21 protein-coding genes and 1 pseudogene are annotated in these 24,441 nt (G+C 65.4%); 7 read left to right on the top strand and 15 right to left on the bottom strand.

All coding sequences use genetic code 11. The features are described from left to right. Position 1: 1 nt before the first annotated feature. Positions 2-1,666, top strand: coding sequence for an FAD-dependent monooxygenase (locus ACIGHN_RS04755; RefSeq protein ID WP_396503459.1), 1,665 nt, complete (start codon positions 2-4; stop codon positions 1,664-1,666). A gap of 123 nt (positions 1,667-1,789) precedes the next feature. Here ACIGHN_RS04755 and ACIGHN_RS04750 read toward each other — a convergent pair whose 3' ends face one another. Then, on the bottom strand, positions 1,790-2,179 hold the full coding sequence (locus ACIGHN_RS04750) for a nuclear transport factor 2 family protein (protein WP_396503458.1): 390 nt from the start codon (positions 2,177-2,179) through the stop codon (positions 1,790-1,792). A gap of 291 nt (positions 2,180-2,470) precedes the next feature. Between ACIGHN_RS04750 and ACIGHN_RS04745 the strand changes: the two genes are divergently transcribed. The 3 genes from ACIGHN_RS04745 (at position 2,471) to groL (ending at position 5,615) form a co-directional block, all read left to right on the top strand. Beyond that, positions 2,471-3,373 carry an AraC family transcriptional regulator gene (locus tag ACIGHN_RS04745; protein ID WP_396503457.1) on the top strand — a complete coding sequence of 301 codons (903 nt, stop codon included), beginning with the start codon at positions 2,471-2,473 and terminating at the stop codon, positions 3,371-3,373. A gap of 206 nt (positions 3,374-3,579) precedes the next feature. Next, complete coding sequence (locus tag ACIGHN_RS04740; protein ID WP_056173280.1) at positions 3,580-3,870, top strand: co-chaperone GroES; 291 nt, start codon at positions 3,580-3,582, stop codon at positions 3,868-3,870. Between the two features lie 92 nt (positions 3,871-3,962). Further along, on the top strand, positions 3,963-5,615 hold the full coding sequence (gene groL / locus ACIGHN_RS04735) for a chaperonin GroEL (RefSeq protein ID WP_056415207.1): 1,653 nt from the start codon (positions 3,963-3,965) through the stop codon (positions 5,613-5,615). Between the two features lie 326 nt (positions 5,616-5,941). Here groL and ACIGHN_RS04730 read toward each other — a convergent pair whose 3' ends face one another. The 4 genes and pseudogenes from ACIGHN_RS04730 to edd all read right to left on the bottom strand — a co-directional run bounded on the left by ACIGHN_RS04730 (position 5,942) and on the right by edd (position 11,198). Beyond that, positions 5,942-8,041, bottom strand: a complete 2,100-nt coding sequence (locus ACIGHN_RS04730; RefSeq protein WP_396503456.1) for a TonB-dependent siderophore receptor — start codon at positions 8,039-8,041, stop codon at positions 5,942-5,944. A 317-nt stretch (positions 8,042-8,358) separates the two neighbouring features. Then, positions 8,359-8,487 (bottom strand): annotated as a pseudogene (locus tag ACIGHN_RS04725) (DUF805 domain-containing protein); the annotation flags it as partial. Positions 8,488-8,528: 41 nt separating this feature from the next. Further along, a complete protein-coding gene (gene eda, locus ACIGHN_RS04720) occupies positions 8,529-9,158 on the bottom strand; it encodes a bifunctional 4-hydroxy-2-oxoglutarate aldolase/2-dehydro-3-deoxy-phosphogluconate aldolase (RefSeq protein WP_056415201.1) in 630 nt (209 codons plus the stop codon). A gap of 270 nt (positions 9,159-9,428) precedes the next feature. Next, complete coding sequence (gene edd / locus ACIGHN_RS04715; protein ID WP_396503455.1) at positions 9,429-11,198, bottom strand: phosphogluconate dehydratase; 1,770 nt, start codon at positions 11,196-11,198, stop codon at positions 9,429-9,431. 97 nt (positions 11,199-11,295) lie between these two features. Between edd and ACIGHN_RS04710 the strand changes: the two genes are divergently transcribed. Beyond that, positions 11,296-12,216, top strand: a complete 921-nt coding sequence (locus ACIGHN_RS04710) for an SMP-30/gluconolactonase/LRE family protein (protein WP_396503454.1) — start codon at positions 11,296-11,298, stop codon at positions 12,214-12,216. Here the strand turns inward: ACIGHN_RS04710 and ACIGHN_RS04705 are convergent. The 4 genes from ACIGHN_RS04705 to pgi all read right to left on the bottom strand — a co-directional run bounded on the left by ACIGHN_RS04705 (position 12,197) and on the right by pgi (position 16,278). Beyond that, positions 12,197-12,577 carry a T6SS amidase immunity protein Tai4 family protein gene (locus ACIGHN_RS04705; protein WP_396503453.1) on the bottom strand — a complete coding sequence of 127 codons (381 nt, stop codon included), beginning with the start codon at positions 12,575-12,577 and terminating at the stop codon, positions 12,197-12,199. The genes ACIGHN_RS04710 and ACIGHN_RS04705 overlap by 20 nt on opposite strands. Then, on the bottom strand, positions 12,574-13,032 hold the full coding sequence (locus ACIGHN_RS04700) for a type VI secretion system amidase effector protein Tae4 (RefSeq protein WP_396503452.1): 459 nt from the start codon (positions 13,030-13,032) through the stop codon (positions 12,574-12,576). Before ACIGHN_RS04700 ends, ACIGHN_RS04705 begins: the two co-directional genes overlap by 4 nt. A gap of 216 nt (positions 13,033-13,248) precedes the next feature. Further along, the gene (locus ACIGHN_RS04695) at positions 13,249-14,469 is read right to left on the bottom strand and encodes an AGE family epimerase/isomerase (protein ID WP_396503451.1); all 1,221 of its coding nucleotides are present in this window, start codon (positions 14,467-14,469) and stop codon (positions 13,249-13,251) included. 246 nt (positions 14,470-14,715) lie between these two features. Then, complete coding sequence (gene pgi / locus ACIGHN_RS04690; RefSeq protein ID WP_056415189.1) at positions 14,716-16,278, bottom strand: glucose-6-phosphate isomerase; 1,563 nt, start codon at positions 16,276-16,278, stop codon at positions 14,716-14,718. A 212-nt stretch (positions 16,279-16,490) separates the two neighbouring features. Here pgi and zwf point away from each other — a divergent pair, with 212 nt between their 5' ends. Next, positions 16,491-17,945, top strand: coding sequence for a glucose-6-phosphate dehydrogenase (zwf, locus tag ACIGHN_RS04685; RefSeq protein WP_396503450.1), 1,455 nt, complete (start codon positions 16,491-16,493; stop codon positions 17,943-17,945). 50 nt (positions 17,946-17,995) lie between these two features. Then, positions 17,996-18,457, top strand: coding sequence for a hypothetical protein (locus ACIGHN_RS04680; protein ID WP_396503449.1), 462 nt, complete (start codon positions 17,996-17,998; stop codon positions 18,455-18,457). On the opposite strand, the gene ACIGHN_RS04675 is transcribed toward ACIGHN_RS04680, so the two are convergent. The 6 genes from ACIGHN_RS04675 to ACIGHN_RS04650 all read right to left on the bottom strand — a co-directional run bounded on the left by ACIGHN_RS04675 (position 18,440) and on the right by ACIGHN_RS04650 (position 24,430). Next, entirely contained in the window at positions 18,440-18,859 is a 420-nt protein-coding gene (locus ACIGHN_RS04675; protein ID WP_396503597.1) for a VOC family protein, read from the bottom strand. The two genes, ACIGHN_RS04680 and ACIGHN_RS04675, sit on opposite strands and share 18 nt — an antisense overlap. 68 nt (positions 18,860-18,927) lie before the next feature. Continuing rightward, entirely contained in the window at positions 18,928-19,914 is a 987-nt protein-coding gene (gene glk, locus ACIGHN_RS04670) for a glucokinase (RefSeq protein WP_396503448.1), read from the bottom strand. A gap of 271 nt (positions 19,915-20,185) precedes the next feature. Continuing rightward, positions 20,186-21,250 carry an ABC transporter ATP-binding protein gene (locus ACIGHN_RS04665; RefSeq protein WP_396503447.1) on the bottom strand — a complete coding sequence of 355 codons (1,065 nt, stop codon included), beginning with the start codon at positions 21,248-21,250 and terminating at the stop codon, positions 20,186-20,188. A gap of 14 nt (positions 21,251-21,264) precedes the next feature. Continuing rightward, positions 21,265-22,134 carry a carbohydrate ABC transporter permease gene (locus ACIGHN_RS04660; protein ID WP_056173240.1) on the bottom strand — a complete coding sequence of 290 codons (870 nt, stop codon included), beginning with the start codon at positions 22,132-22,134 and terminating at the stop codon, positions 21,265-21,267. Next, complete coding sequence (locus ACIGHN_RS04655) at positions 22,124-23,005, bottom strand: carbohydrate ABC transporter permease (RefSeq protein ID WP_396503446.1); 882 nt, start codon at positions 23,003-23,005, stop codon at positions 22,124-22,126. Before ACIGHN_RS04655 ends, ACIGHN_RS04660 begins: the two co-directional genes overlap by 11 nt. Before the next feature lie 303 nt (positions 23,006-23,308). Then, positions 23,309-24,430: a carbohydrate porin gene (locus ACIGHN_RS04650; protein ID WP_056173234.1), complete on the bottom strand. Its 1,122-nt coding sequence runs from the start codon at positions 24,428-24,430 to the stop codon at positions 23,309-23,311. Positions 24,431-24,441: the final 11 nt, after the last annotated feature.

Raw genomic sequence — 24,441 nt, 5'->3', positions numbered from 1 at the left:
CATGAACGACATGAACGACATGAACAAGGATCAGGCCCTGCCGCCCCCCCAGGACGCCGAGGTCGTCATCGTCGGCGGTGGCCCGGTGGGCATGGGCCTGGCCATCGAGCTCGGCCAGCGCGGTGTACGCACCATCGTGGTGGAGCGCTATCCGCAGCCCCAGCCCATCCCCAAGGGTCAGAACCTGACCCAGCGGACGATGGAGCACTTCCACTTCTGGGGCGCTGAAAAGGAGTTGCGCGCCGCGCGCACCATCCCGATGGAATACGGCATTGGCGGCCTGACCGCACACGGCACGCTGCTGGGCCCCCACACCTACGATTGGCTGCAGCGCGACCTGGTCAAGCCCTACTATTTCACCGGCAACGAACGGCTGCCGCAGTACGCGACCGAGGCCGTGTTGCGCGAGCGCGTGGCGCAGTTGCCATCGGTACGCACCATCTATGGCTGGGAAGCCAAGGCCGTGGCGCAGGATGCCGATGGCGTGTCGATCACCATCACCGAGCGTGGCGGCACGGGCGAGCGCACCGAGCGCGTGCTGCGCGCCGCCTACGTGGTCGGATCGGACGGCGCGCGTTCGGTCGTGCGCGAGCAGGCGGGCATCACCCAGACCCGCACGGACCACGACCGCATGATGGTGCTGCTGGTCTTCCGGTCGCCGGGGCTGCACCAGCTGCTTGAACGCTATCCCGGCAAGTCCTACTACAACGTGCTGCAGCCCGAGCTGCAGGGCTACTGGAAGTTCTTCGGCCGCGTGGACCTGGGCAACACCTGGTTCTTCCACGCGCCCGTTCCGCCGGGCACGACCAGGGACAACTTCGATTTTGCGGGCTACCTGCACGAGGCGGTGGGCGCGCCGTTCGGTGTGGAGTTCGAGCACATCGGCTTTTGGGACCTGCGTTTCATGCTGGCCGACAGCTATCGCCAAGGCCGGGTCTTCGTCGCCGGCGACGCAGCGCACAGCCACCCGCCCTACGGCGGCTATGGTGTGAATTCGGGGCTGGAGGATGCGCGCAACCTGGGCTGGAAACTGGCGGCCCGGTTGCAGGGCTGGGGCGGCGAGCGCCTGCTCGACTCGTACGACGAGGAGCGGCGCCCTGTGTTTGCCTCGACCATGCGTGATTTCATCGCACGGTCCATCGACACAGACCGCGAGTTCCTGAACACGCACGACCCGCAGCGCGACCGCGCCGCGTTCGATGCTGCATGGCAGGCACGGGCACAGGGCGCCGTGGGCGAGGTGCATGCGTTCGAACCCCACTACGAGGGCTCGAGCGTGGTCTGGGGCAGCGCGGGCCGCGTCAGCAGCGCCAAGGGATCGCACCGCTTTGACGCGAGAGCCGGCCACCACCTGGCGCCTGCGGTGCTGCCGTCCGGCAGCAACGTGTTCGAGGCGCTGGGCACCGGCTTTTCGCTGCTGGCCTTCGGGGCCCACGCCGACGCGGTGCAGGCCTTTCGCGCCGCCGCGGCGGACACGGCGCTGGCCCTGACCGTCGTGGAGGCCCACGGCGCAGGCGAGCATGAGCGCTACGGCGCGCAACTGGTGCTGGTGCGTCCGGACCAGTTTGTCGCCTGGAGCGGCAGCGACGCCAGCGTCTCGGCGGACAGGGCCCGCCAGATTCTGCAGACGGCCACTGGCGGACTCGCGCGGGTGGTCGCGGCCTGACGCCAAGTTGCGCTTCAAATAGGGGCGGGCTGGTGCCCCGCGGGCGCCGCAGGCCGCGCCCCCTGCCCGCCTTGCCGTGCCCTGGTCAGCAGGACGACACGGCTCCGCGAAAGGAGCCTTACCTTACTGTCCCCAGAACGCGTCCTCCTGGGCCTGGTCGCTGGAGAAGAGACGAACCTCCACGATCTTTCCACCGTCGATACGGATCAGGTCCACACCCGGCTGCCGGAGCGTGATGCCGTTGGCTTCGCCCGCGAATTCGATGGTGATGGCCACCCAGTCGCCGTTGGCCATGTAGTGGTCGGCGCGCGTGATGGCGAAGGTTCCCTGGGAGACTTCCATCATCTTGCCCAGCATCGGACCGACGCTGGCCATGCCCCGGTGCGTGCCAGAGAACTGGTTGCGGCCGGGCTGGTGCCAGACCACTTCGGGCGAGATGAGGCTGCCGAGCGCGGCCTGGTCGCCGGTCTGCACGGCACGGATGTAGGTTTTGGCGATGTCGATGGGGTTCATGGAGCGATCCTGTGAATGGTTTCAGGGGTTCAGTGGCGGTGGTGGCTGGACATGGGCGATGTGTGGGGCACACACCTCCTGCGCGCCGACGGCATCCCCCTGAATCCAGCGCTCGTTCGTTGCACTCCAGCGCGAGGACGATGCGCCCGCCATCTGGCGGACGCCGCCCTCGTGCCTCGCGTTTTCAAAGAACTTGCTGAAGGTGATTGTTGGACATCGGTCGTCTTTCATCACGGCATTTCAGCGACAATGAATGGTATTTTTTAGACATTCGATCATTCCAATACCGCCATGGCGCGCCCGCACGACATCGAACGCCTGGAATACCAGCCGCAAGGCGCGTATGCGCTGGATGTGGAGGTCTTCACGATGGCCGAGCTCCGGCAACGGGGCAGCAGGGAGAAGGTGCGTACCACGCACCGCTACGGGTTCCACATGTTGGCGTGCGTCACGCAAGGGGTTTGCAGACAGGTGATCGATTTCAGACCGGTCGTCTGTGCACCAGGCTCCCTGCTGGTGGTACGCCAGGGACAGGCCCACAACTTCGGGCCCCACGAGAACTGGGATGGCTGGATCGTGCTGTTTCGCCCGGAGTTCGTGCTGCCCCCGCCCGTGCCGCTGCGCCAGCCTGCATTCGCGGCCGATCTGGCGCGTCTGCCCGAACACATGCCGCTGGACAACGATGCGCTGCACACCGTCACCCGTGCGCTCGCCCAAATGCGCGAGGATTCGCAACTCCAGGGGCCCCTCGCAGAGGTCAAGACGCTGCTGCTTCACCAGCTCCATGCGCTGCTCACACGCCTAGGACTTCTGCACGGCCCTCGCTCCCCGCAGGAGGCGCTGCGCTCACCGGCATTGCAGCGCTTTCAGCGCTTCCAGCAACTGGTGGAGGAGCGGTTCACGCGGTGGCACCAGGTCGCCCGCTACGCGCAACACCTTGGCTGCACCGAAAAAAGCCTGGCACGCGCCAGCGCGACCGGCAGCGGCATCACGGCCAAGGCGTTCATCGCAGCGCGGATCGCCCTGGAAGCCAAGCGCTTGCTGGTGCACACGAACCTGACGGTGGCGTCCATCGCCGACAGGCTGGGCTTCGATGAGCCCACCAATTTCGGAAAATTCTTCCGGCGCGAGGCCGGCTGCACCCCCGCAGAGTTCCGCAGGCAGCAGCTGGACGCGACCGTGCTGCCGGGCTGACGCTTCCTGGGGGACCCTCTGCGAAGTTGTTACGTTACAAATCACGCAAAAGCACGGGCCGTCTTGAAACCGCCACAATTGCCCGTATCATTAGCACTCACCCCAGACGAGTGCTAACACCGCTGTCTGCCGGGAATTTTGTAGCGTCCGCTCCGCGGGCGTTTTGAGTCCCTCAGCCTTTTTTCACTGACAACAGGAGCATTGCAATGAACCTTCGCCCTCTGCACGATCGCGTGATCGTCAAGCGTATCGAAAGCGAAACCACGACCGCCTCCGGCATCGTGATCCCTGACAACGCCGCTGAAAAGCCCGATCAAGGTGAAGTGCTGGCCGTCGGCCCCGGCAAGAAGAACGACAAGGGCGAAGTGCTCGCCCTGAACGTGAAGGTCGGTGACCGCGTTCTGTTCGGCAAGTACTCGGGCCAGACCGTCAAGGTCAACGGCGACGAGCTGCTGGTCATGAAGGAAGACGATTTGTTTGCAGTGGTCGAGAAGTAATTCTCCCCGCTGATTCACTCATTTTTTCATAGCTGCTCGCGCTTTCCAGACAAGCGCCAGCAGCCAGTTTGAACCCAATCTAGGAGCTCCAAATGGCAGCAAAAGACGTAGTTTTCGGCGGCGAAGCCCGCGCACGCATGGTTGAAGGCGTGAACATCCTGGCCAACGCGGTCAAGGTGACCCTGGGCCCCAAGGGCCGCAATGTGGTGCTGGAGCGCTCGTTCGGCGCCCCTACCGTGACCAAGGACGGTGTGTCCGTGGCCAAGGAAATCGAACTCAAGGACAAGCTGCAGAACATGGGCGCCCAGCTCGTGAAGGAAGTGGCCTCCAAGACCAGCGACAACGCTGGTGACGGCACCACCACCGCCACCGTGCTGGCTCAAGCCATCGTGCGCGAAGGCTTCAAGTACGTGGCCGCCGGCATCAACCCGATGGACCTCAAGCGCGGTATCGACAAGGCCGTGACGGCCCTGGTCGCCGAGCTGAAGAAGGCTTCCAAGCCCACGACCACCTCCAAGGAAATCGCCCAGGTCGGTTCGATCTCCGCCAACTCCGACGAAACCATCGGCAAGCTGATCGCTGACGCCATGGACAAGGTCGGCAAGGAAGGCGTGATCACCGTGGAAGACGGCAAGTCCCTCGAGTCCGAACTGGACGTCGTGGAAGGCATGCAGTTCGACCGCGGCTACCTGTCGCCCTACTTCATCAACAACCCAGAAAAGCAATCCGCCATTCTGGACAACCCCTTCGTGCTGCTGTTCGACAAGAAGATCAGCAACATCCGCGACCTGCTGCCCACGCTGGAGCAAGTCGCCAAGGCCGGCCGTCCCCTGCTGATCATTGCCGAAGAAGTCGACGGCGAAGCCCTGGCTACGCTGGTGGTCAACACGATCCGCGGCATCCTGAAGGTCGTGGCTGTGAAGGCTCCAGGCTTTGGCGACCGCCGCAAGGCCATGCTGGAAGACATCGCCATCCTGACGGGCGGCAAGGTCATCGCTGAAGAAGTGGGCCTGACCCTCGAGAAGGTGACCCTGGCCGACCTGGGCCAGGCCAAGCGCATCGAAGTGGGCAAGGAAAACACCATCATCATCGACGGCGCCGGCGCTGCTGCTGACATCGAAGCCCGCGTCAAGCAAGTGCGCGTGCAGATCGAAGAAGCCACGTCCGACTACGACCGCGAAAAGCTGCAAGAGCGCGTGGCCAAGCTGGCTGGCGGTGTGGCCGTGATCAAGGTCGGCGCTGCCACCGAAGTCGAAATGAAGGAAAAGAAGGCCCGCGTGGAAGACGCACTGCACGCAACGCGCGCAGCTGTGGAAGAAGGCGTTGTGGCTGGTGGCGGCGTGGCCCTGCTGCGTGCCAAGCAAGCTGTCGGTGACTCGGTCAAGGGCGACAACGCCGACCAGGAAGCCGGTATCAAGCTGGTCCTGAAGGCCATCGAAGCGCCTCTGCGCGAAATCGTGAACAACGCCGGCGGCGAAGCCTCGGTGGTGGTGAACGCTGTGTTGGCCGGCAAGGGCAACTACGGTTTCAACGCATCGAACGACACCTACGGCGATATGCTCGAGCTGGGCATCCTGGACCCCACGAAGGTCACCCGCACGGCCCTGCAGAACGCTGCCTCCGTGGCATCGCTGCTGCTGACGACCGAAGCCATGGTTGCTGAAGCACCCAAGGACGAGGCCGGCGCTGGCGGCGGCATGCCCGACATGGGCGGCATGGGTGGCATGGGCGGCATGGGCATGTAATTGCCCACCGGACCTGCGCGGGGTGGGCCACGATCCTGCCGCGCGCAAGCTTCCAACAAAAAACCCCGCAGGCTGCGAAGCCTGCGGGGTTTTTTAATGGGCAGCACCTTCGCGATTGCGCTGCAGGCCGTGCTCGACGTTCACGCCGTTCGGGCGGAGGCCGACCGGTTCTGTCGAAACTTTGCGCGGCGCTTCGACAGGCTCAGCGTGAACGGTTCAGTGGAGTGCCAAAAGACGACGCGCCGACACCCTGATGCGTTGATGCGTTGATGCATTGATGCGTCGGTCAGTTGATACCCTGATACCCCAATGCGCAATGCCAGCGATCAGAACCGGTACGTCGCGCTCAGCACCACGTTGCGCCGGGTGGCCCACCAGCAGTCGCCGCGTGCCAGGCAGGTGCTCATGTACTTCTTGTCGGCCAGGTTGCTGATGTTGAGCGCGTAGCGCCAGTCCTGCGTGTCGTAGGCCAGCAGCGCATCCACCACGCCGGCGGACGGCACCTCGGGCCCGGTGCGGTCGCGGAACGACGACAGCCAGCGGTACCCTGCCCCGACCGAGAAACCGCGCACGTCGCCGACGGCAAATCGGTACACGCCCCACACGGCGGCCTGGTGGCGTGGCAGGCCTTCGAGCACAGGGTCGGCATCGGTGTAGTTGTAGTGGGCGGTCAGATCGAACGCGGTGGCGACGCGGGCCTTGTATTCCAGCTCCAGGCCCTTGTTGCGGGTCTGGCCCGCCTGCAGCACGTTCTTGGGGTTGGTGGGGTCGGCCACCTGCTGGTTCTTTTCCTTGAGGTCGTACACCGCGGCGGTGAACTGGGTGGAGCTGCCCTCGGGCACGTACTTCACGCCCACCTCGATCTGCTCGCCTTCCAGCGGCTTGAAGCGCTGGCCGTAGGCGTTGGTGCCGCTCACCGGGCTGAACGACTCGGCGTAGCTGATGTAGGGCGTCCAGCCCCCGGCCAGTTGGTACATCACGCCCAGGCGCTTGGTGGTGTCGCTGGTGCGGTCATCGGCCGAGCCGGCCAGGCTGTTCACGGCGCGGTCGTGGCGCAGGCCGGCAATGAAGATCCAGTTGCCCCACTTCATCTGGTCCTGCAGGTACAGGCCGCCCTGGCGCTGCACGTTCTCGGGCTTGGCGGCCATCGCAGGGTTGATGCGGTTGCCGTACACCGGTGCGAACGCGTCGATGGGGGCGTTGTACGAGTCATCGGCTTCGGTCTTGTTCTCGGTCTGCCGGTTCCAATCCACGCCCAGCAGCAGCTGGTGGCGCACCGCGCCGGTGGTGAGGTTGCCTTGCAGGTGCGTATCCACCGCGGCCATGCGGGTGCGCGTGACGTTCTTGCCGTACAGGCGGCCCACAAGGCGCTGGTTGACGGGGTCTGCGCCGAAGCCGCCAGGCTCGGTGAAAAAGTCGGCGTAGTGATATCCGCCCCGGTTCTCGTTGCGCGCCAGGCGCAGGTTCTGGCGCACGGTCCAGGCGTCGTTGAAGCGGTGCTCGAACAGGTAGCCGATGGATTCGCGGTCGGTGTCGTAGTAGTCACCCGGCTCGCCGATGAAGCGGTTGATGGGCAGCTTGCCATTGGGGTTGGGCAGGAGCGTGCCGGACCACGGCAGGAACTGCGCCGTGCTGCCGGTACGGTCTTGCTGCCAGTGGGCCTGCAGGACGAGCGACGTAGCGCCATTGGGGCGCCAGGCGAGCGATGGTGCGATCAGGCGCCGGTCGTTTTTCACGTAGTCGGTTTGGGTGTCCGCATCGCGCGCCACGGCCACCAGCCGGTACGACCATTCGCCGTCTTTGGTGAGCGGGCCCGTCAGGTCGGCCTGCAACTGCTTGCGGTTCCAGCTGCCGAACTGCACGCCCACTTCGCGCTGCGCCTCTTGCAGGGGGCGCTTGCTGACCATGTTGACCACGCCGGCCACCGTGCCCGCACCGAACAGCATGCCGGACGGGCCGCGCAGCACTTCCAGGCGCTCCAGCGCGTAGGGGTCGGACGCGATGGTGCTGGTGTAGTAGTTGTAACCCTGGCGCAGGCCATCCAGGTAGGTGTCCGGCGAACTGCCGCGCACCCGCACGCTGTCGGCGCGGCTGTCCAGACCGTAGGCATCGCTGCGCACCCCGGCGGCGTAGAGCAGTGCCTCCTGAAAGGTCGTGGCGCCCTGGTCCACCAACTGGTCGCGGGTGACCACGGTGACGGACTGCGGGGTTTCCGACAGCGGCGTGTCGGTCTTGGTGGCAGTGGCTGCATTGCGTGCGCGGTAGCCCACCACGGGCGCGGTGGCGGACTCTTTCTCGGCGTTGGCGTCCACACGCACTTCGGACAGGGTCGCCGGGGCGCTTTGCGCCATCACCGCTGCAGGCACCCCACCGAAGGCCAGGGCGATGCCGATGCAGACCGCAGTCTGCCGATGTTGGAATGTCATGATTTTCAGGAATGGAAATAGGAATGATTTCTATTCTAAAAATCTACGCGACCAACCGGCAGCTTCTGTGGCGCGATGTCGTACAACGACAACACACGGCCTGGCCGTGATCATCCCCTTTTGCTTCTCTTTTGATAGCTGCTAGCGCTGACCAGACAAGCGGAAGAGCTCTTTTTTACCCGTGCTTCGGGTCTGCAGTACCTTGCACGCACTGCACGCCGACGGGAGCCCCGACCCCGGCCGCCCACCAAAAAGCCCGCTGACCATGAGGACAGCGGGCTGCGCGAGCGAGCCCTCAAGCCCGGCGTCTGATGAGATCAGCCTTCGCTAGGCTGCGCCCACCAGACCAGCAGCAGCAAGAAGCCGATACCGGTCAGCAACAGCAGTTGCCACCAGCCGCTGCGGCCTATGTCGTGCAGGCGGCGCGTACCCACGGCGAGTGCGGGAGCAGCGCGATGGACACGATGCCCCCGCACCCCCGCTGGATTCAGCTTGCCTGTCGCAGGCTTTGCGTCTCACGCGCCAACTGGGTGATGCGCGCCCAGTCCCCGGCACGCACGGCATCGGTCGGCGTGAGCCACGAGCCGCCCACGCAGCGCACGTTGGGCAGCGCCAGATAGTGGGGCGCGGTAGCGTTGGTGATGCCGCCGGTGGGGCAAAAGCTCACCGCACCGAACGGGCTGACCCAGGACTTGAGCAGCGGAATGCCGCCCACCGCCTCGGCCGGGAACAGCTTCAAAAACGAGAAACCATCGGCCAGCGCCGCCATGATCTCGCCCGAGGTGGCCACGCCCGGCAGCAACGGCAGGTTCAGGCCCTTGCAGGCGCTGCCCACGGCCGAGGTGTAGCCAGGGCTCACGGCAAAGCGCGCGCCCGCCTCGCTCGCGCGGCGCGCGTCGTCGGCGTTGAGCACCGTGCCCACGCCCACCACGGCTTCGGGCAGGTTGCGGGCGATGGTCTCGATGGCCGGCAGGCCGGCAGCGGTGCGCAGCGTCACCTCCAGCACCTTCACGCCACCGGCGAGCAGGGCTTCGGCCAGGGGCAGCGCGTCTTCCACGCGGTCGATCACGATGACGGGGATGACGGGGCCATGGCTGGCGATATCAAGCGGATTCATGAGTGTTTGCTCCTTGGTGTCTTAGGTGTCGGATGCCGCAGGCGGCCTACAAAACTGGTGCGGTGCCATGTCAAGGTTTCTGTAGAACTGGTTTTGGCAGGGCCCGGGTGCGTCACCCCTGCGGGTGGACGAGCAACGGCATGGCAGGCGATACAGAGGGGCCTTCAATGACCTACTACCGTTCTGGCTGAGCTTTTGTCGAAGCCTCGCGCGGCGCTTCGACAAGCTCAGCGTGATCGGTTGTGTATTTTGGAAGGCCAATGGGGACACCTACAGCCATGTGCAGGCGCCCTGCTCCGCACCGCCCGCATGGCGGCGGAAGTTGGTGAACAGTTCGCGGCCGAAGCCGACCTGCGAGGCCGCGTTGTACGGTGCCGGCACGCGTGCCGCCCAGGTGGCCTCGTCGACCAGCACGTCGAGCGTGCCGGCCACAGCGTCCACCCGCACGATGTCGCCGTCCAGCACCTTGGCCAGCGGGCCGCCGGCCAGCGCCTCGGGCGTCACGTGGATGGCGGCGGGCACCTTGCCCGATGCGCCGCTCATGCGGCCATCGGTCACCAGCGCCACCTTGAAGCCCTGGTTCTGCAGCACGGCCAGCGGTGGCGTGAGCTTGTGCAGCTCGGGCATGCCGTTGGCCTGCGGGCCCTGAAAGCGCACCACCGCCACCATGTCCTGCTGCACTTCGCCCGCGCTGAAGGCCGCGAGCAATGCCTCTTGCGAGTCGAACACGCGTGCGGGCGCTTCGATGATGTGGCGGTCTTCCGGCACGGCCGAGACCTTGATCACCGCACGGCCCAGGCGCCCCTGCAGCAGGCGCAGACCGCCGGTGGGCGAGAACGGCTCGCTCACCGGCCGCAGCACCGACAGATCGCCGGACACCGCAGGTGCGCCCTGCCCGCCTTCGGCGATGCCGCCCGCGTTCACGCTGAGCACGTCGCCGTGCATGAGACCGTTGTCCAGCAGCTCGCGCAGGATCCAGGGCGGGCCGCCCGCGTCTTCGAACTGGTTCACATCGGCGTCGCCATTGGGGTACACGCGGGCCAGCAGCGGCACCACGGACGACAGCTCGTCAAAGTCCGTCCAGTCGATCAGGATGCCTGCGCTGCGCGCAATCGCCACCCAGTGGATCAGGTGGTTGGTGGAGCCCCCGGTGGCCAGCAGCGCGGCCATGGCATTGACGATGCAGCGCTCGTCCACCAGGCGCCCGATGGGCGTGAAGCGCTGGCCGCGCTTGCCGATGTCGAGCACCGTGCGCACCGCCTGGCGGGTGAAGGCCTCGCGCTCGCCCGTGCCGGGTGGCGCAAAGGCTGCGCCGGGCACATGCAGACCCATGGCTTCGAGCAGCATCTGGTTGCTGTTGGCCGTGCCGTAGAAGGTGCAGGTGCCGGGGCTGTGGTACGCGGCCGACTCGGCCTTGAGCAGCTCGTCACGCCCCACCAGACCCTGCGCGTACTGCTCGCGCACCTTGGCTTTGTCCTTGTTCGGCAGGCCCGAGCCCATGGGGCCGGCGGGCACGAACACGCAGGGCAGGTGCCCGTAGTGCAGCGCACCGATCAACAGGCCCGGCACGATCTTGTCGCACACGCCCAGCAGCAGCGCGGCGTCGAACACGTCGTGGGACAGCGCTACCGCCGTGGCCATGGCAATCGCGTCGCGGGAGAACAGCGACAGCTCCATGCCGGGCGTGCCCTGCGTCACGCCGTCGCACATCGCCGGCACGCCGCCCGCCACCTGGGCCGTGGCGCCGTGGCGGGCGGCCTCGTCGCGCAGCAGCGCGGGGTAACTTTGGTACGGCTGGTGGGCCGACAGCATGTCGTTGTAAGCCGTCACGATGCCGATGTTGGGCGCCTTTTCGACGGTGACCTTGAACTTCTCGGCGCCGGGCAGCGCCGCGTACGCGTGGGCCAGGTTGGCGCAGCCCATGCGGTCTTGCGGGGGCTTGCGCTGGATCATGGCGTCGACACCGGCCAGGTAGGCGGCCCGCGTGTCCACGCTGCGCTGGATGATGCGAGCCGTCACGCGCGCTACGACTGAATGCATGGGATGCTCCATCGGTGGGGAAAGGAGGGAAAAGGCCTGTGCACAGGCCCTGTTCTGGGCCCTAGAATGTAACTCGATAACCACCGCACTTCAACCCATGACCCTTGAGCGCCTGCCTCTTCCGCCGTCCGAACTGGGCGAATCCCCTTTCTGGCACCCCGAGGAAAAATCCCTTTACTGGTGTGACATTCAGGGACACACGGTGAATGCCTGGAACCCCGTGAGCGGAGAGCACCGCCAGTGGAAGACCCCCAGCGAGCCCGCATGCTGCGCGCCCTCGGCAGGCGGAAACGTCGTAATCGGGTTACGGGACGGCTTCTACCAACTCGACACCGCCAGCGGCGACCTCACCCTGCTGGCGCTGCTGCCGCCGGACCAGCACGACACCCGGCGCCTGCGCCTGAACGACGGCCGCTGCGATGCGGCAGGCCGCTTCTGGGCAGGCTCGATGATCACCCCGCGCACCGCACCCGACGCGGCCCTGTGGTGCCTGTCGGCGGCTGCAGATGGCACCGGCTACACCGTGCGGCACATGGCCGGCGACAACTTCACCGCCAACGGCCTCGCCTTCGGCCCCGACAACCGCGTGATGTATTGGTCCAACACGCCCGAGCACCGCATCGACCGCTTTGACTTCGACCTGACCACCGGTGCGATCACCAATCGACGGCCCTGGGTGCACTTCGACCGCAAGGTGGATGGGCAGCCGTACGGAGGCCGGCCGGATGGCGCGGCGGTGGATGTGGAGGGCAACTACTGGGTGGCGATGTACGAAGGGGCCTGCGTGCTGCAGCTGTCTCCCACAGGGGATGTACTGCAGCGCATCGCTGTGCCGGTGCAGTGCCCGACCATGGTGTGTTTTGGCGGGGAGGACTTGCGCACGCTGTACATCACGTCGGCGCGGGCCGGGCGGCCTGTGGAAGAGCAGGAGGCTGAGGTGCCAGCGGGGTCGCTGTTCAGCGTGGCAGTTGATACTACTGGACTCGCTGTTCAGAAATTTACTGCTTCGACTTTTTGACTGTTGCCCTGGCGGTCAGTTGATCCAACTCTTTGCTGTGAAATAGATCAATGCATTTCATGGTCTTGAACTCAGAGGGCACTGACCCGCCATATTGGAGCGCAACATACTTGGCAACCAGTGCCCTGATCTGCCCATACACCACCAAATCTTGGTGGCCAAACTCCAGGTAGGCGCCAGCCGTTGACGCGGCGTCCTGCGCAGTGCGTTCATCTTGCGCCACCTGCGCCAGACAAATGCTGAGGGCCCAGTTCTTCAACAGTGTTTTCTGGGAATATTGACTCGTCTGCGCCAAAGGCCGTGCAGATGCCGGCGGCGTTATCCATGCTATCAGCGCAAGCGCAATAAGAAGTGCTTTCATGACAAGATCCAGAGCAATCCAATATCAGGCACAAACGGACCATTGTCAGGGTCTGCCATCAAATGGCAACTATCAGAACATTTGACCCCATCCCACAGCGTGATATGCCCCACCGCATTGGCCCAGCCCTGCCCTTTGACGACGATGATGCCCTTCAGCCCATGAAAGTCGGTTGTCTTTGGCGCCCGCACAGACTTGTCAGGTCTGCCAAAAGTCTTTTCCAAATAGGCCATCATCTCTGACACACGGTACAGATACTGCTGACCATCTGCACCGCTGACTGACTTGTATGACTGCCCCCTGGGGATGGGAAAGTCAGTCATATTCAGAACATAACTCATTCTGATGGCACAAGTATTTTGAAAGCCACCGAGCTTTGGATCAAGCTCAGTGTTTTTGTAAACCATACCGCCAATCTTGCGCCCGACCTCCTTGACGGGAACACGAACCGTCATGAAAGCGCGCCATGCATGGTTAAAACCCGGTCTTCTAGGGCGTGTCATTGAACTTAATCTTTAAGAATGCGCACTCTAGCAAACCACTGGCACAGGAGAAGAGAAAAAATCTTCAGATTTTCAAACTCAGCACTTTCGTCCAACTTCGGCCACAGAATTAATCGATATCTTCATAATCAGGAGTGTTGAAAAATTAACTTTCACACTCCGGCACGGTTAACCGATCGCCAACAACACGTCATAAACCGCCCCCATGTTGTGATAGTCCACCTTGCCCGCGTTGCTCTTCTCGCGCGTGTGGTTGCGGTTGGCGCCGTCGAGGATGCGGAACCACGCGCCGTGCTTGTGGTCCACGAAGTGCTCCCAGCAGTAGTTCCAGATGCGGTCGTACCAGTCCCAGTACCGCGGCTCGCCGGTGCGCACGGCCAGCACCGCGGCGGCGGCCATGCTTTCGGCCTGAACCCAGTGGTACTTGCCGTCGTCGCAGATGCTGCCGTCCGGCGCCATGCCGTAGACGATGCCGCCATGCACGGCATCCCAGCCCTTGGCCAAGGCGTCGTCGAACAGGAATCGTGCGCAGGGCAGGTGCCAGTCGGCGGGCGCCAGGGCGTCCAGTTGCAGCAGCAGCTTGGCCCATTCGGTCTGGTGGCCGACCTGGTAGCCCCAGGGGCGGAAGATATTGGTGCGGTCGTGGCGGTTGTATTCCCAGTCCACCGACCAGTCCGCCTGGTAGTGCTCCCACACCCAGCCTTCGGCGGCGGGGGCCGATGCGCGGTCCGACAGGGCCGCTTGCCGCTGGCAGATGCCTTGGGCAAGCTGCTCGGCGCGCTCGATGTAGCGTTGCTCGCCCGTGGCGCGAAAGGCCGAGATCATCGCCTCGCAGGCGTGCATGTTGGCGTTCTGGCCGCGGTAACCGGTCAGCGCCCAGTCGGGCGAGGACTCGTCGGCATAGAGGCCTTGCGCGGGCTGCCAGAAGTGGCGCTCGGCCGTGTCGAAGGCCTCGGCCAGCCAGGCGCGCGCCTCGGGCACACCGGCTTCGAACGCGCGCGCGTACGCCAGCATCACGAAGGCCATGCCGTAGCAGTGCCGCGTGGCATCGAGCACGGTGGCGCGGCCATCGTGCCAGTCGATCAGCCATGCGTAGCCGCCCGTGGCAGGGTCCAGAAAAGCGTCGCGCACGAACTGCAGCGCGTGCCGCATGCCGGCCTGGTAGCGCGCCTCGCCCGTGGTGCGGTACAGCATGGCGTGCGTGACCACGAAGCGTGTGGCGCTGACGAGGTGGCGGGTGCGCGTGTCGTACACCGTTCCGTCGTCCAGGAAGAAGTGGTACAGGCCGCCGCTCGGGTCGGTCGCTACCGGGTCGTAGAACGCCATGGTGTCGCGCAGATGCTGGCGCAGAAAGGTGGCCGATCGGAAGTCCGGCAGGGGGGCAGTCATGGTGAAGATCTCCTGGACCGTTCGGGCTGAGCTCGTCGAAGCCTTGGCCCATCGCTTCGACACAGCGCGGCGTGAACGGATGTTTGTTTTGAGGGGTCGGGTTGCGTGCTGGATGAAGCGCTGCGCGGGGCTTCGACAGGCTCAGCCTGAACGGGATGGGAATGGTCGGCAAATGGGCGGCCGTGGGCGGCAATGGGCGGCGATGGAACGAAGGCAGGGCGCGTGCGCCCTGCCCTGCACTTCAGATCACATGCCGCTGCGCAGGCGGCCCAGCAACCCGGCGGTCGAGCCATCCAGCCCCGTGGTGTCGCCACTGGCCAGGCGCGCCTCCAGGTCCTTGGCCAGCACCTTGCCCAGCTCAACACCCCACTGGTCGAAGCTGTTGATGCCCCACAGGCTGCCGCTCACGAACACGCGGTGCTCCTGCAGCGCAATGAGCGCGCCCAGCGATGCGGGGGTGAGCGCATCCAGCAGCAAGAAGGTGCTGGGGCGGTTGCCCGGAAAGTGCCGGTGGCCGTCCTCGCCCTCTTTGCCCACCATCAGCGCCTGGGCCTGCGCCAGGGCGTTGGCCAGCAGCTTTTCGTGGTGGCCCTTCAGGGGGTGCGTGGCCTGGCGCACGGCGATCAACTCCAGGGGCAACACGTCCGTGCCCTGGTGCAGCATCTGAAAGAACGCATGCTGGCCGTTGGTGCCCGGCTCGCCCCACAGCACGGGCGATGTGGCATAGGGCAGCGGCGTGCCATCGAGCGCCACGCGCTTGCCGTTGCTCTCCATCTCCAGTTGCTGCAGATAGGCGGGCACGCGGCGCAGCGCCGCATGGTAGGGCGCGATGCAGCGGCTGGTGAAGCCGTGGAAGTTGCGGTACCAGACGTCGAGCAGCCCCAGGCGCACCGGCAGGTTCTGCGCCAGCGGTGCGGTGCGAAAGTGTTCGTCCATGGCGTGCGCACCCGCCAGCAGGTCGCGAAAGCCTGCCGAGCCGATGGCAATGGCGATCGGCAAGCCGATGGCCGACCACAGCGAGTAGCGCCCGCCCACCCAGTCCCAGAAGCCGAACGTGGTGGTGATGCCCAGCGCCCGGGCGGCATCGACATTGGTGGTGAGCGCCGCGAAATGGCGCCCCACATCCTGCCCCCCTTGCGCCGCGAACCACGCCAGGGCCGAGCGGGCGTTGGTCATGGTCTCGGCGGTGGTGAAGGTCTTGGAGGCGATGAGGAACAGCGTGTTCTGCGGCCGCAGCGACTGCAGCACGGTGTGCAGCTCGTGGCCGTCCACATTGGAGACGAAGTGCAGCCGCTTGCCCTGGGCGCGGAACTCTTCGAGCGCCAGCACCGCCATGTGCGGCCCCAGGTCCGAGCCGCCGATGCCGATGTTCACGATGTCTGTGATGGTGCTGTCGGCCCGCACCGTATCGGCATACGCCAGCATGGCATCGAGCGTGGCATGCACGTCCGCCAGATGGCCGGCGATGCTGCTGTCGTCCCCGGGCAGTGCCAGGCCCGCAGGGCGGCGCAGCAGCGTGTGCAGCACGGCGCGGCCTTCGGTGCTGTTGATGGGCTGGCCGCTGAACATCGCGTCGCGGTGCTGCGTGAGGCCGGTGGCCCGGGCCATGTCCAGCAACAGGGCTTCGGTGGCGCTGTCCCACAGGTTCTTGGACAGGTCGGCGAACACATGCGGGGCCTGCTGGCTGAAGCGGCCGAACCGCTGCGCATCGTCGGCGAAAGCCTGCCGAAGGTCCAGCTGGTGCCCGTGGGTGGAATAGGCAGCCTGCAACTGAGGCCACTGCGGTGTCTGGTCGCAACGGAGGGACATGGTGGAATTCACGAGAGGTAAAAGAACACGCGGCGAGATAGTAACTTGATTACCTAATTTGTTCGATACCTTTTGGCAGCCGAACTGTCATAAATCGTTCTACGGCCTTTTCACCTACACATTCCGATGTAACGAGATTACAATTTCGAGCCTGCACATGGCCCTCAGCAGGACTGCGTGCACACCACCCACACCACTGATACGGAGACCCCATGAGTTTTGACCTCGTCCTGTTTGGAGGCACCGGCGATCTGGCCTGGCGCAAGCTCATGCCCGCGCTCTTTCAGGCGTTTCGCCACGGGACCTTGCCCGAGGGGGGCCGCATCATTGCGGTGGCGCGCGACGAGCTGAGCGACGAACAATACCGCAGCCTGATCCAGTCCCGCTTCGACAGCGTGGACCTGGCCAAGCGCCCCACCCCGGACGAGTTCGAGCGCTTCGGCGCGCTGCTGCACTACCTGCGCATGGACCTGTCGCAAACGCAGGACTACGCCCGCCTGGCCGGCGTGCTGCAGGAACGCGGCGCCGACACGGTGGTGATGTACGTGGCCACGGCCCCCAGCCTGTTCACCAACGTGTGCGAGCAGATCGCCGCCGTCGGCCTGAACGGCCCCAGCACCCGCGTGGTGCTGGAAAAGCCGCTGGGCCACGACCTGAAATCGAACCAGGCCATCAACGACACGCTGCGCCGCGTGCTCAAGGAAGAGCAGGTCTTTCGCATCGACCACTACCTGGGCAAGCCGTCGGTGCAGAACCTGTTTGCGATGCGCTTTGGCAACGCGCTGTTCGAGCCCCTGTGGCGCCGCGAGCACATCGCCAACATCCAGATCACCATCGCCGAAGAGCTGGGCGTGGAAACGCGCGGCGCCTTCTACGACCAGACCGGCGCATTGCGCGACATGGTGCAGAACCACGCGCTGCAGCTGCTGTGCGCCATCGGCATGGAGCCGCCCATCAACTCCAGCGCCAACGCGATCCGCGACGAGAAGCTCAAGGTGCTGCAGTCGCTCAAGCCCTGGAGCATGGAAACCATCGGCCAGCACGTGATCCGCGGCCAGTACGCCGCAGGCAAGACACACGGGCACAACGTGCCGGGCTACTTGCAGGAAAAGGGCGTGGCCGGCAACAGCACCACCGAGACCTTCGTCGCGCTGCGCACCGAGATCTCCAACTGGCGCTGGGCGGGCGTGCCGTTCTACATCCGCACCGGCAAGCGGCTGGCGGGGCGCGACGCGCACATCGTCGTCAACTTCCGCCCCGTGCCGCACCCCATCTTCAAGATGCCCACCGGCGCGGTGAACCGCCTGGTGATCAACCTGCAGCCCAAGGACGGCCTGGAGCTGCACCTGCTGGCCCAGGGTGCCCCCCAGAACCAGACCGAGCCCGCGCTGTCGCAGGTGGCGCTGAACCTGGACTTCGACCAGCGCTTCGGCACCGAGCGCGTGGGCGCCTACGAGCGCCTGCTGCTCGACGTGATCGCAGGGCGCCTGAACCTCTTCGTGCGCAGCGACGAGCAGGAAGAAGCCTGGCGCTGGGTGGAGCCCATCCTGCAGCACTGGAGGAACGACCCCGCCGGCCCGCGCCCGTACGCACCGGGCAGTTGGGGCCCCAGCGCTGCCAGCGCGATGATCGCGCGCGATGGGCATTGCTGGAGTGAGGAGATGTAGAGCCGCGGGGTCCTCCAATAGTCCACATTCGCCTTCAACATAGCTGCACGATGCCCGCGAAGCAAAAGACCTTTTTTGCCTTGATTTCAATCGCCCTGCTGGGGCTCATGGCCTTCTTCGCCCCACTAGCCCCGGCAGGGTGGAAGTCCGCTTGCGCCTGTATACCGCGAGATCTGGACTTCATGCACTTCCTGTCTCTCAACATTGACCAGGCATCGTATCCAGAGCCGCTCGATCTCGACAAGCTGGGCGGACAGGCCGTAGCTGCAGGCTTTTTGCAGAAGATTCCGGTTGGCTCAAGTTTGGAAAAAGTCATGGAGGTCAGCGGGAGCCTGCAGTCCAATTGCCAAAGGATGGATATCCGTGCGTATCAGTGCGACTACTGGTTGCAATCCAACCGAACATCTGAGCGCGGCTACACCGTAACTTTTCACCTGTCGCAGCATCAAAACTTACAGTCCGTTGATGCACGGCTTGTCACCAGAGAGAACTCCTCAAAATACTGGTTTTGACCCGCCTTCTCCGGCAACGGGCATATAGACAGCCGGCCCCACCAGTTCGATCGGCAACCCATCCGGGTCCGCAATGAAGGTGAACAGCGCCCCCGTGAAAGGATCGGTGCGCACCGGCTCTGCCGTCACACCATGCAACGCCAGCACCTGCAGGCTGGCTGCAAGGTCCGTCGCTTGCAGCGCCAGATGGCGCAAGCCGCAGGCTTCGGGGTACGAGGGGCGTGCTGGCGGGTTTGGAAACGAGAACAGCTCGACTTGCTTTCCGTCGGGCAACTCCAGGTCGAGCTTGTGCGACTGCCGCTCGGCGCGGAACACCTCGTTCACCACCCGCAGACCCAGCACCTCGGTGTAGAAGTGGCGCGAGCGGGCGTAGTCGCTCGCGATGATCGCCACGTGGTGGATGCCGCTCAGCTGCAGTGCAGGCAGCGCAGCCTGCGAGGGTGGCGCAGGCGGATCACTGCCGCCCACCGTCACCCTTCGGAGCCCGCGATATCGAGTGCGCGTGATGCACCGTACAGCGCGGGCGTGGCGCTGGGGTCGATGATCCAGCAGGGAATGTCTGCGAGGTAGGACTTGAAGCGCCCCTTGGCCTCGAAGCGTGCGCGGAACGAGGATTGGTCGAACCACTCGCCCAGGCGCGGCACCATGCCGCCGCCCAGGTACACGCCGCCGCGGGCGCCCAGCGTCAGGGCCAGGTTGCCGGCCACGCTGCCCAGAAAGCCGCAGAACAGATCCAGCGCCTCGAGCGCCAGGGCATCCTGGGACTGCAGCGCCAGTTCGGTCACCTGCGCGGCGGAGCTCACCTCTTTGCCGCCGCGCTGCGCGAGGCGGCGCACCGCGTGGTACAGGTCCACCAGGCCCGCGCCGCACACGGCGCGCTCGGCGGACACGTGGCCGTAGCGCTCCTGCAGGATGGCCAGCACGTCGAATTCACGCTGCGTCTGCGCGGCCAGCGTGACGTGCCCGCCCTCGCCCGACAGCGGTACGCCCGCGCTGGAGCCTGGCGGGAAGACCAGGCCGGACACCCCGAGCCCCGTGCCGGGCCCCACGAGCGCAATGGCACTGCCGGGCACCGCCTGGCCGCCGCCGACCTGGCGCAGCAGGTCGGGCGTGAGCAGCGGCAGCGCCAGCGCCAACGCCGTGAAGTCGTTGATGACCACCAGCCGCTCGAAGCCGAACGCGTCGCGCACCGCGCGCTGCGAGAAGCTCCAGCTGTGGTTGGTCATGCGGATGGCGTCGCCCGTCACCGGGTTGGCAATGCCGAAGGCAGCCTCGCGCGGCGTGGGCACGCCCACTTCATTCAGGTATGCCGACAGCGCGGCATCGACGGTGGGGAACTGCGCGCAGGGCAGCACCCGGGTGTCGTTGAGCGGGCCGGTGGGCGAGTCCTGCCAGGCCAGGCGGATGTTGGTGCCGCCGATGTCGGCGAGAAGGCGCTGCGGGTGCGTGGAGTGCATGGGCTTGAAGAAAAATGTTCTGCAGCTATGAAAAATATAGCTGCTTGCGCTTGATGGACGAGCGGTACAGGCAGTTTTTACCTGAAATACAAAGCCCCGCAAAGACCTAAGTCTCCGTCCGAAACATCTTGGACGTTTTGATGCGCGCAGCGAGCGCGGTCGTGGAACCGGTGCCGCCCGGGCATCGGGTGCGCCCCCTGCCCTCGTCGGAAGCGGTCGCGAGAGCGAGGCTACAGCAGCGCCGCCAATCCCAGGGCGCTGTCGCTACACATCAGCCCAGCCGCTCTTCGGTCTTCGCGTCGAACCAGTGCGCGTTGGCCGGCGCCACGGTCAGGCCCACATGGTCGCCGGGCTGCACGCGCGTTTGCGCATCGGTGCGCAGCGTGACGTTGCCAGCGGCGGTCTCGACCATCACATAGGTGTCCGGCCCGGTGGGCTCGACCACGCTCACCTGGCCACGCCAGGGCGCGTCGTCCTGCATCTGCAGGTGCTCGGGCCGCACGCCCAGCAGCATCTCGGGCACGGACCGGGGCGGTGCCAGGCTCAGCGACGCGCCCTCGATGCCGAACTGCCCGGCCGGCTGCACGCCGCCGCGCAGCAGGTTCATGGTGGGCGAGCCGATGAAGGTCGCCACGTACGTGTTGGCCGGGCGGTTGTAGATCTCGTCGGGGGTGCCCAGCTGCTGCACCACGCCGCCCTTCATCACCGCGATGCGCGAGCCCAGGGTCATGGCCTCGACCTGGTCGTGCGTCACGTACACGCTGGTGATGCCGCTGGCCTGGTGCAGGCGCTTGATCTCGGCGCGCATCTCCACGCGCAGCTTGGCGTCCAGGTTGGACAGCGGCTCGTCGAACAAGAAGAGCTGCGGCTGGCGCGCCAGCGCCCGGCCCATGGCCACGCGCTGGCGCTGGCCGCCCGACAGCTGGCTGGGCCGGCGGTCGAGCAGGTGGGTGATCTGCAGCATGGCGGCGACTTCGTCGATGCGCTTTTGGCGCTCGGGCTTGGGCATCTTGCGCATCTCCAGCGCAAAGCCGATGTTGTCCGCCACGGACAGCGTGGGGTAAAGCGCGTAGCTCTGGAACACCATGGCGATGTCGCGGTCGCGCGGGGGCATGCCCACCACGTTCTTGTCGGCGATGCGGATCTCGCCCTCGGTGGGCTCGTCCAGGCCCGCAATGATGTTGAGCAGCGTGGATTTGCCGCAGCCCGAGGGGCCGACCAGGATCAAAAATTCGCCCGGTGCCACGTGGATGTCCACCTTGCGCAGCACCTCCACGCTCTTGTCGCCCTTGCCAAAGCGTTTGTTGATGCCTGCGATGTCGAGTGATGACGCCATTTTCTTGATTACCCTTAACCCTTGACTGCGCCGGCCGTCAGGCCGCGCACGAAGAACTTGCCTGCGAGAACGTAGATCACCATGGTGGGCAGGCCCGCGATGATGGCGGCGGCCATGTCCACGTTGTAGGCCTTCACGCTGGAGCTGGTGTTGGCCAGGTTGTTCAGGCCCACGGTCACCGGCTTGGAGTCGGTGCCCGAGAAGACCACGCCGAACAGGAAGTCGTTCCAGATGTTGGTGAACTGCCAGATCAGCGTGACCATCACGATGGGCGTGGACAGCGGCAGCACGATGCGCCAGAAGATCTGGAAGAAGCTGGCGCCATCCATGCGCGCCGCGTTCACCAGCTCTTTCGGGATGGCCGCGTAGTAGTTGCGAAAGAACAGCGTGGTGCCCGCCAGGCCCGCCAGGCAGTGCACCATCACCAGGCCGGTGATGGAGCTGGACAGCCCCAGCCAGCCGAGCACCTGGCTCATCGGCAGCAGCACCACCTGGAAGGGCATGAACACGCCGAACAGCAGCAGGCCGAACAGCGTGTCGCTGCCGCGAAACTTCCACAGGCTGAGCACGTAGCCATTGAGCGCGCCCCACACGGTCGATATCAGCACCGCCGGCACGGCCATGGCCACCGAGTTCATGAAGAACGGGCGCAGTCCGTTGCAGTCCACGCCCGTGCAGGCGCTGGACCACGCCGTGCCCCAGGCCGACCAGTTCAGCGCCGCGGGCAGGGCCAGCAGCGACGTGCTGCGGATCTCCTCGGCGTCCTTGAACGAGGTGACGAGCATCGCGTACAGCGGCAGCAGGAAGAAGGCGGTGGCCAGGGCCAGCACCGCGTAGACCAGAAAGCGGCCCACGGACGGGAGCAAAGAGGGCTTAGCGGTCATGGGGCTTGGTCCGCAGTTCGCTGTAGAGATAGGGGATGACCAGGGCCGCCACGGTGGCCAGCATCATGGTCGCGCTGGCTGCGCCCAGGCCGATCTGGCCGCGCGAGAACGACATGGTGTACATGAAGGTGGCTGGCACGTCGGTGGCAAATCCCGGCCCGCCGGCCGTGAGCGCCATCACCAGGTCGAAGCTCTTGATCGCCAGGTGCGACAGCACCATGAGCGTGGAGAAGAACACGGGCCGCAGCGCGGGCAGCACGATGCGCCAGTAGATGCGCGGCAGCGATGCGCCATCGACCTGCGCGGCCTTGATGATGCTGTCGTCGATGCCGCGCAGCCCCGCCAGGAACAGCGCCATCGCGAAGCCCGCGCTCTGCCAGATGCCGGCGATCACCACGCAGTAGATGGCCATGTCGGTGTCAACCAGCCAGCCGAATTCGAAGTTGGGAAAGCCCCAGTCGCGCACCATCTTTTCGATGCCCAGGCCGGGGTTCAGCAGCCACTTCCACGCCGTGCCCGTGACGACAAACGACAGCGCCATGGGGTACAGGTAGATGGTGCGCAGCGCGCCTTCGGCACGAATCTTCTGGTCCAGCAGCACGGCCAGCACCACGCCGATGGCGAGCGACCCGCCGACGTAGCCCACGCCGAAGATGCCCAGGTTTTTAAGCGCCACCCACCAGCGGTCCATCTCCCACAGGCGCTCGTACTGCGCCAGGCCCGCCCACTCGTAGTTGGGCAGCATGCGGGACACGGTCAGGCTCAATACGCCGTTCCACACCATCAGGCCGTAGATGAAAGCGAAGCCCAGCACAAAAGCCGGTGTCACGACCAGCTTGGGCAACCAGGTCTCCAATGAATTCTTGGTCATCGCCGGGCCACCCCCGAATGAAAAGCCAGGGCCTTGCGATCAGCGGCCCGCGCAGGGGCAAAGGCCAGGACAAGGGCGAAGCGTGGGAGCCATCTTGGACGGCTGCGAAGAATGTGTGGCATGTGCCTGCAATATGAAAAAAGGGGGGCACGCACAGAGTGCCCCCCAACCGAACAAAGTAACCTCTGACTAACTCGCTAACTCACTCACTCACTCACTTCACCATTCCATGCCCGGGCCGCCGGGCGGCGCCGCCAAGGCGCAAACCTTGGCAGCACGCCCTGCGGCCCGGTGTGGAATTGCTTACCACCAGACCTCGTACTGCACGCCCACCAGCGTACGCGAGGTCTTGCCGTTGGCGCCGAACGTGGCGGCATTCGCCACGGCCGCTGCCTGGTTCCAGTTGGCCTTGGTCACATACAGGCGCAGTTCAGGGCGTGACCAGAAGTCTTCCGACAGCGCCAGGGCGCCGGCCAGCGTGACCTTGGACAGGCGCTGGTCAGGGCCCGTGTTGCCCTTGCGGGTCGTGGTCGACAGCTCGGCCAGCATCTTGAAGTTCTGCGTGAAGGCGTACGAACCCCGGCCGCCCAGCGAGAAGTCCTTGGTCTCCACGCCGGTCAGGTCGGCCTTGTTGGTCTGGTAGCCAATGAGGGCCTGGCCGCCGAAGGGGCCGCTTTGCCAGTTGATGGAGTCGGCGATCCGCGTGGAGCGGCGGCCGGCGCGGGTGCCGTCGATGGACTCGAACTCACCATCGATGCGGGCATGGCCGCGGGACGTCTGCAGGTACAGCGTGTTGCTGATGCTCGGCAGCAGGAATTCCTTTTGCGTGTGCATCAGCGACACGCCCGAGCCCGAGCCGCCGCCGACCTGGTTCTTGCCGCCCACGGCCGTGAGCAGCACGCGCAGCTTGCCGCCAGGGTTGGTGTTGATCTCGGACAGGTCGGCGTTGATGCGGTGCGCCTTCACGTCGTTGGGCAGGTTGCCGTCGAACTTGTCGCCCGAGAACACGCCCACGCCCAGCTTCATGCCGCCGATCGGCACGTCGGTCACGCCGGCGCCGACGTTGTCACCGTAGTTGAGCAGGAAGTAGTCGACGATGTGCACGTCCTGGATACGCAGGCGGCGCTGGCCGGCCCAGAACTTGGCTTCGGGGGAGAACGAGAAGCCGCTCATTTCCACGAAGGCCTGCTCGGTGCTGATGTCGCCGCTGCCCCACTTGGCGGGCATGTAGTTGATCTTCCACTTGATGCCGTTGGTCTCGAAGCCCTTGGCGAAGTTGACTTCGATGCCGTTGTCGCCTTCGTTGCCCAGGCGGTATTTTTGCAGCTCGCCGCCGAGCGTCAGGTTGCCCTTGACGCCGTCGGAGTGGTTGAACACCGGGCCGCCCCGCGAGTAACCGTTGAACTCGAAGCCGGCAACATCCATTGCCATGGCAC

The sequence above is a fragment of the Acidovorax sp. NPDC077693 genome, assembly GCF_044542805.1.
Taxonomy (GTDB): Bacteria; Pseudomonadota; Gammaproteobacteria; order Burkholderiales; family Burkholderiaceae_C; genus Acidovorax.
Note: the sequence above shows the minus strand (reverse complement) of the source record. Positions and strands in the feature narration are given on the sequence as shown.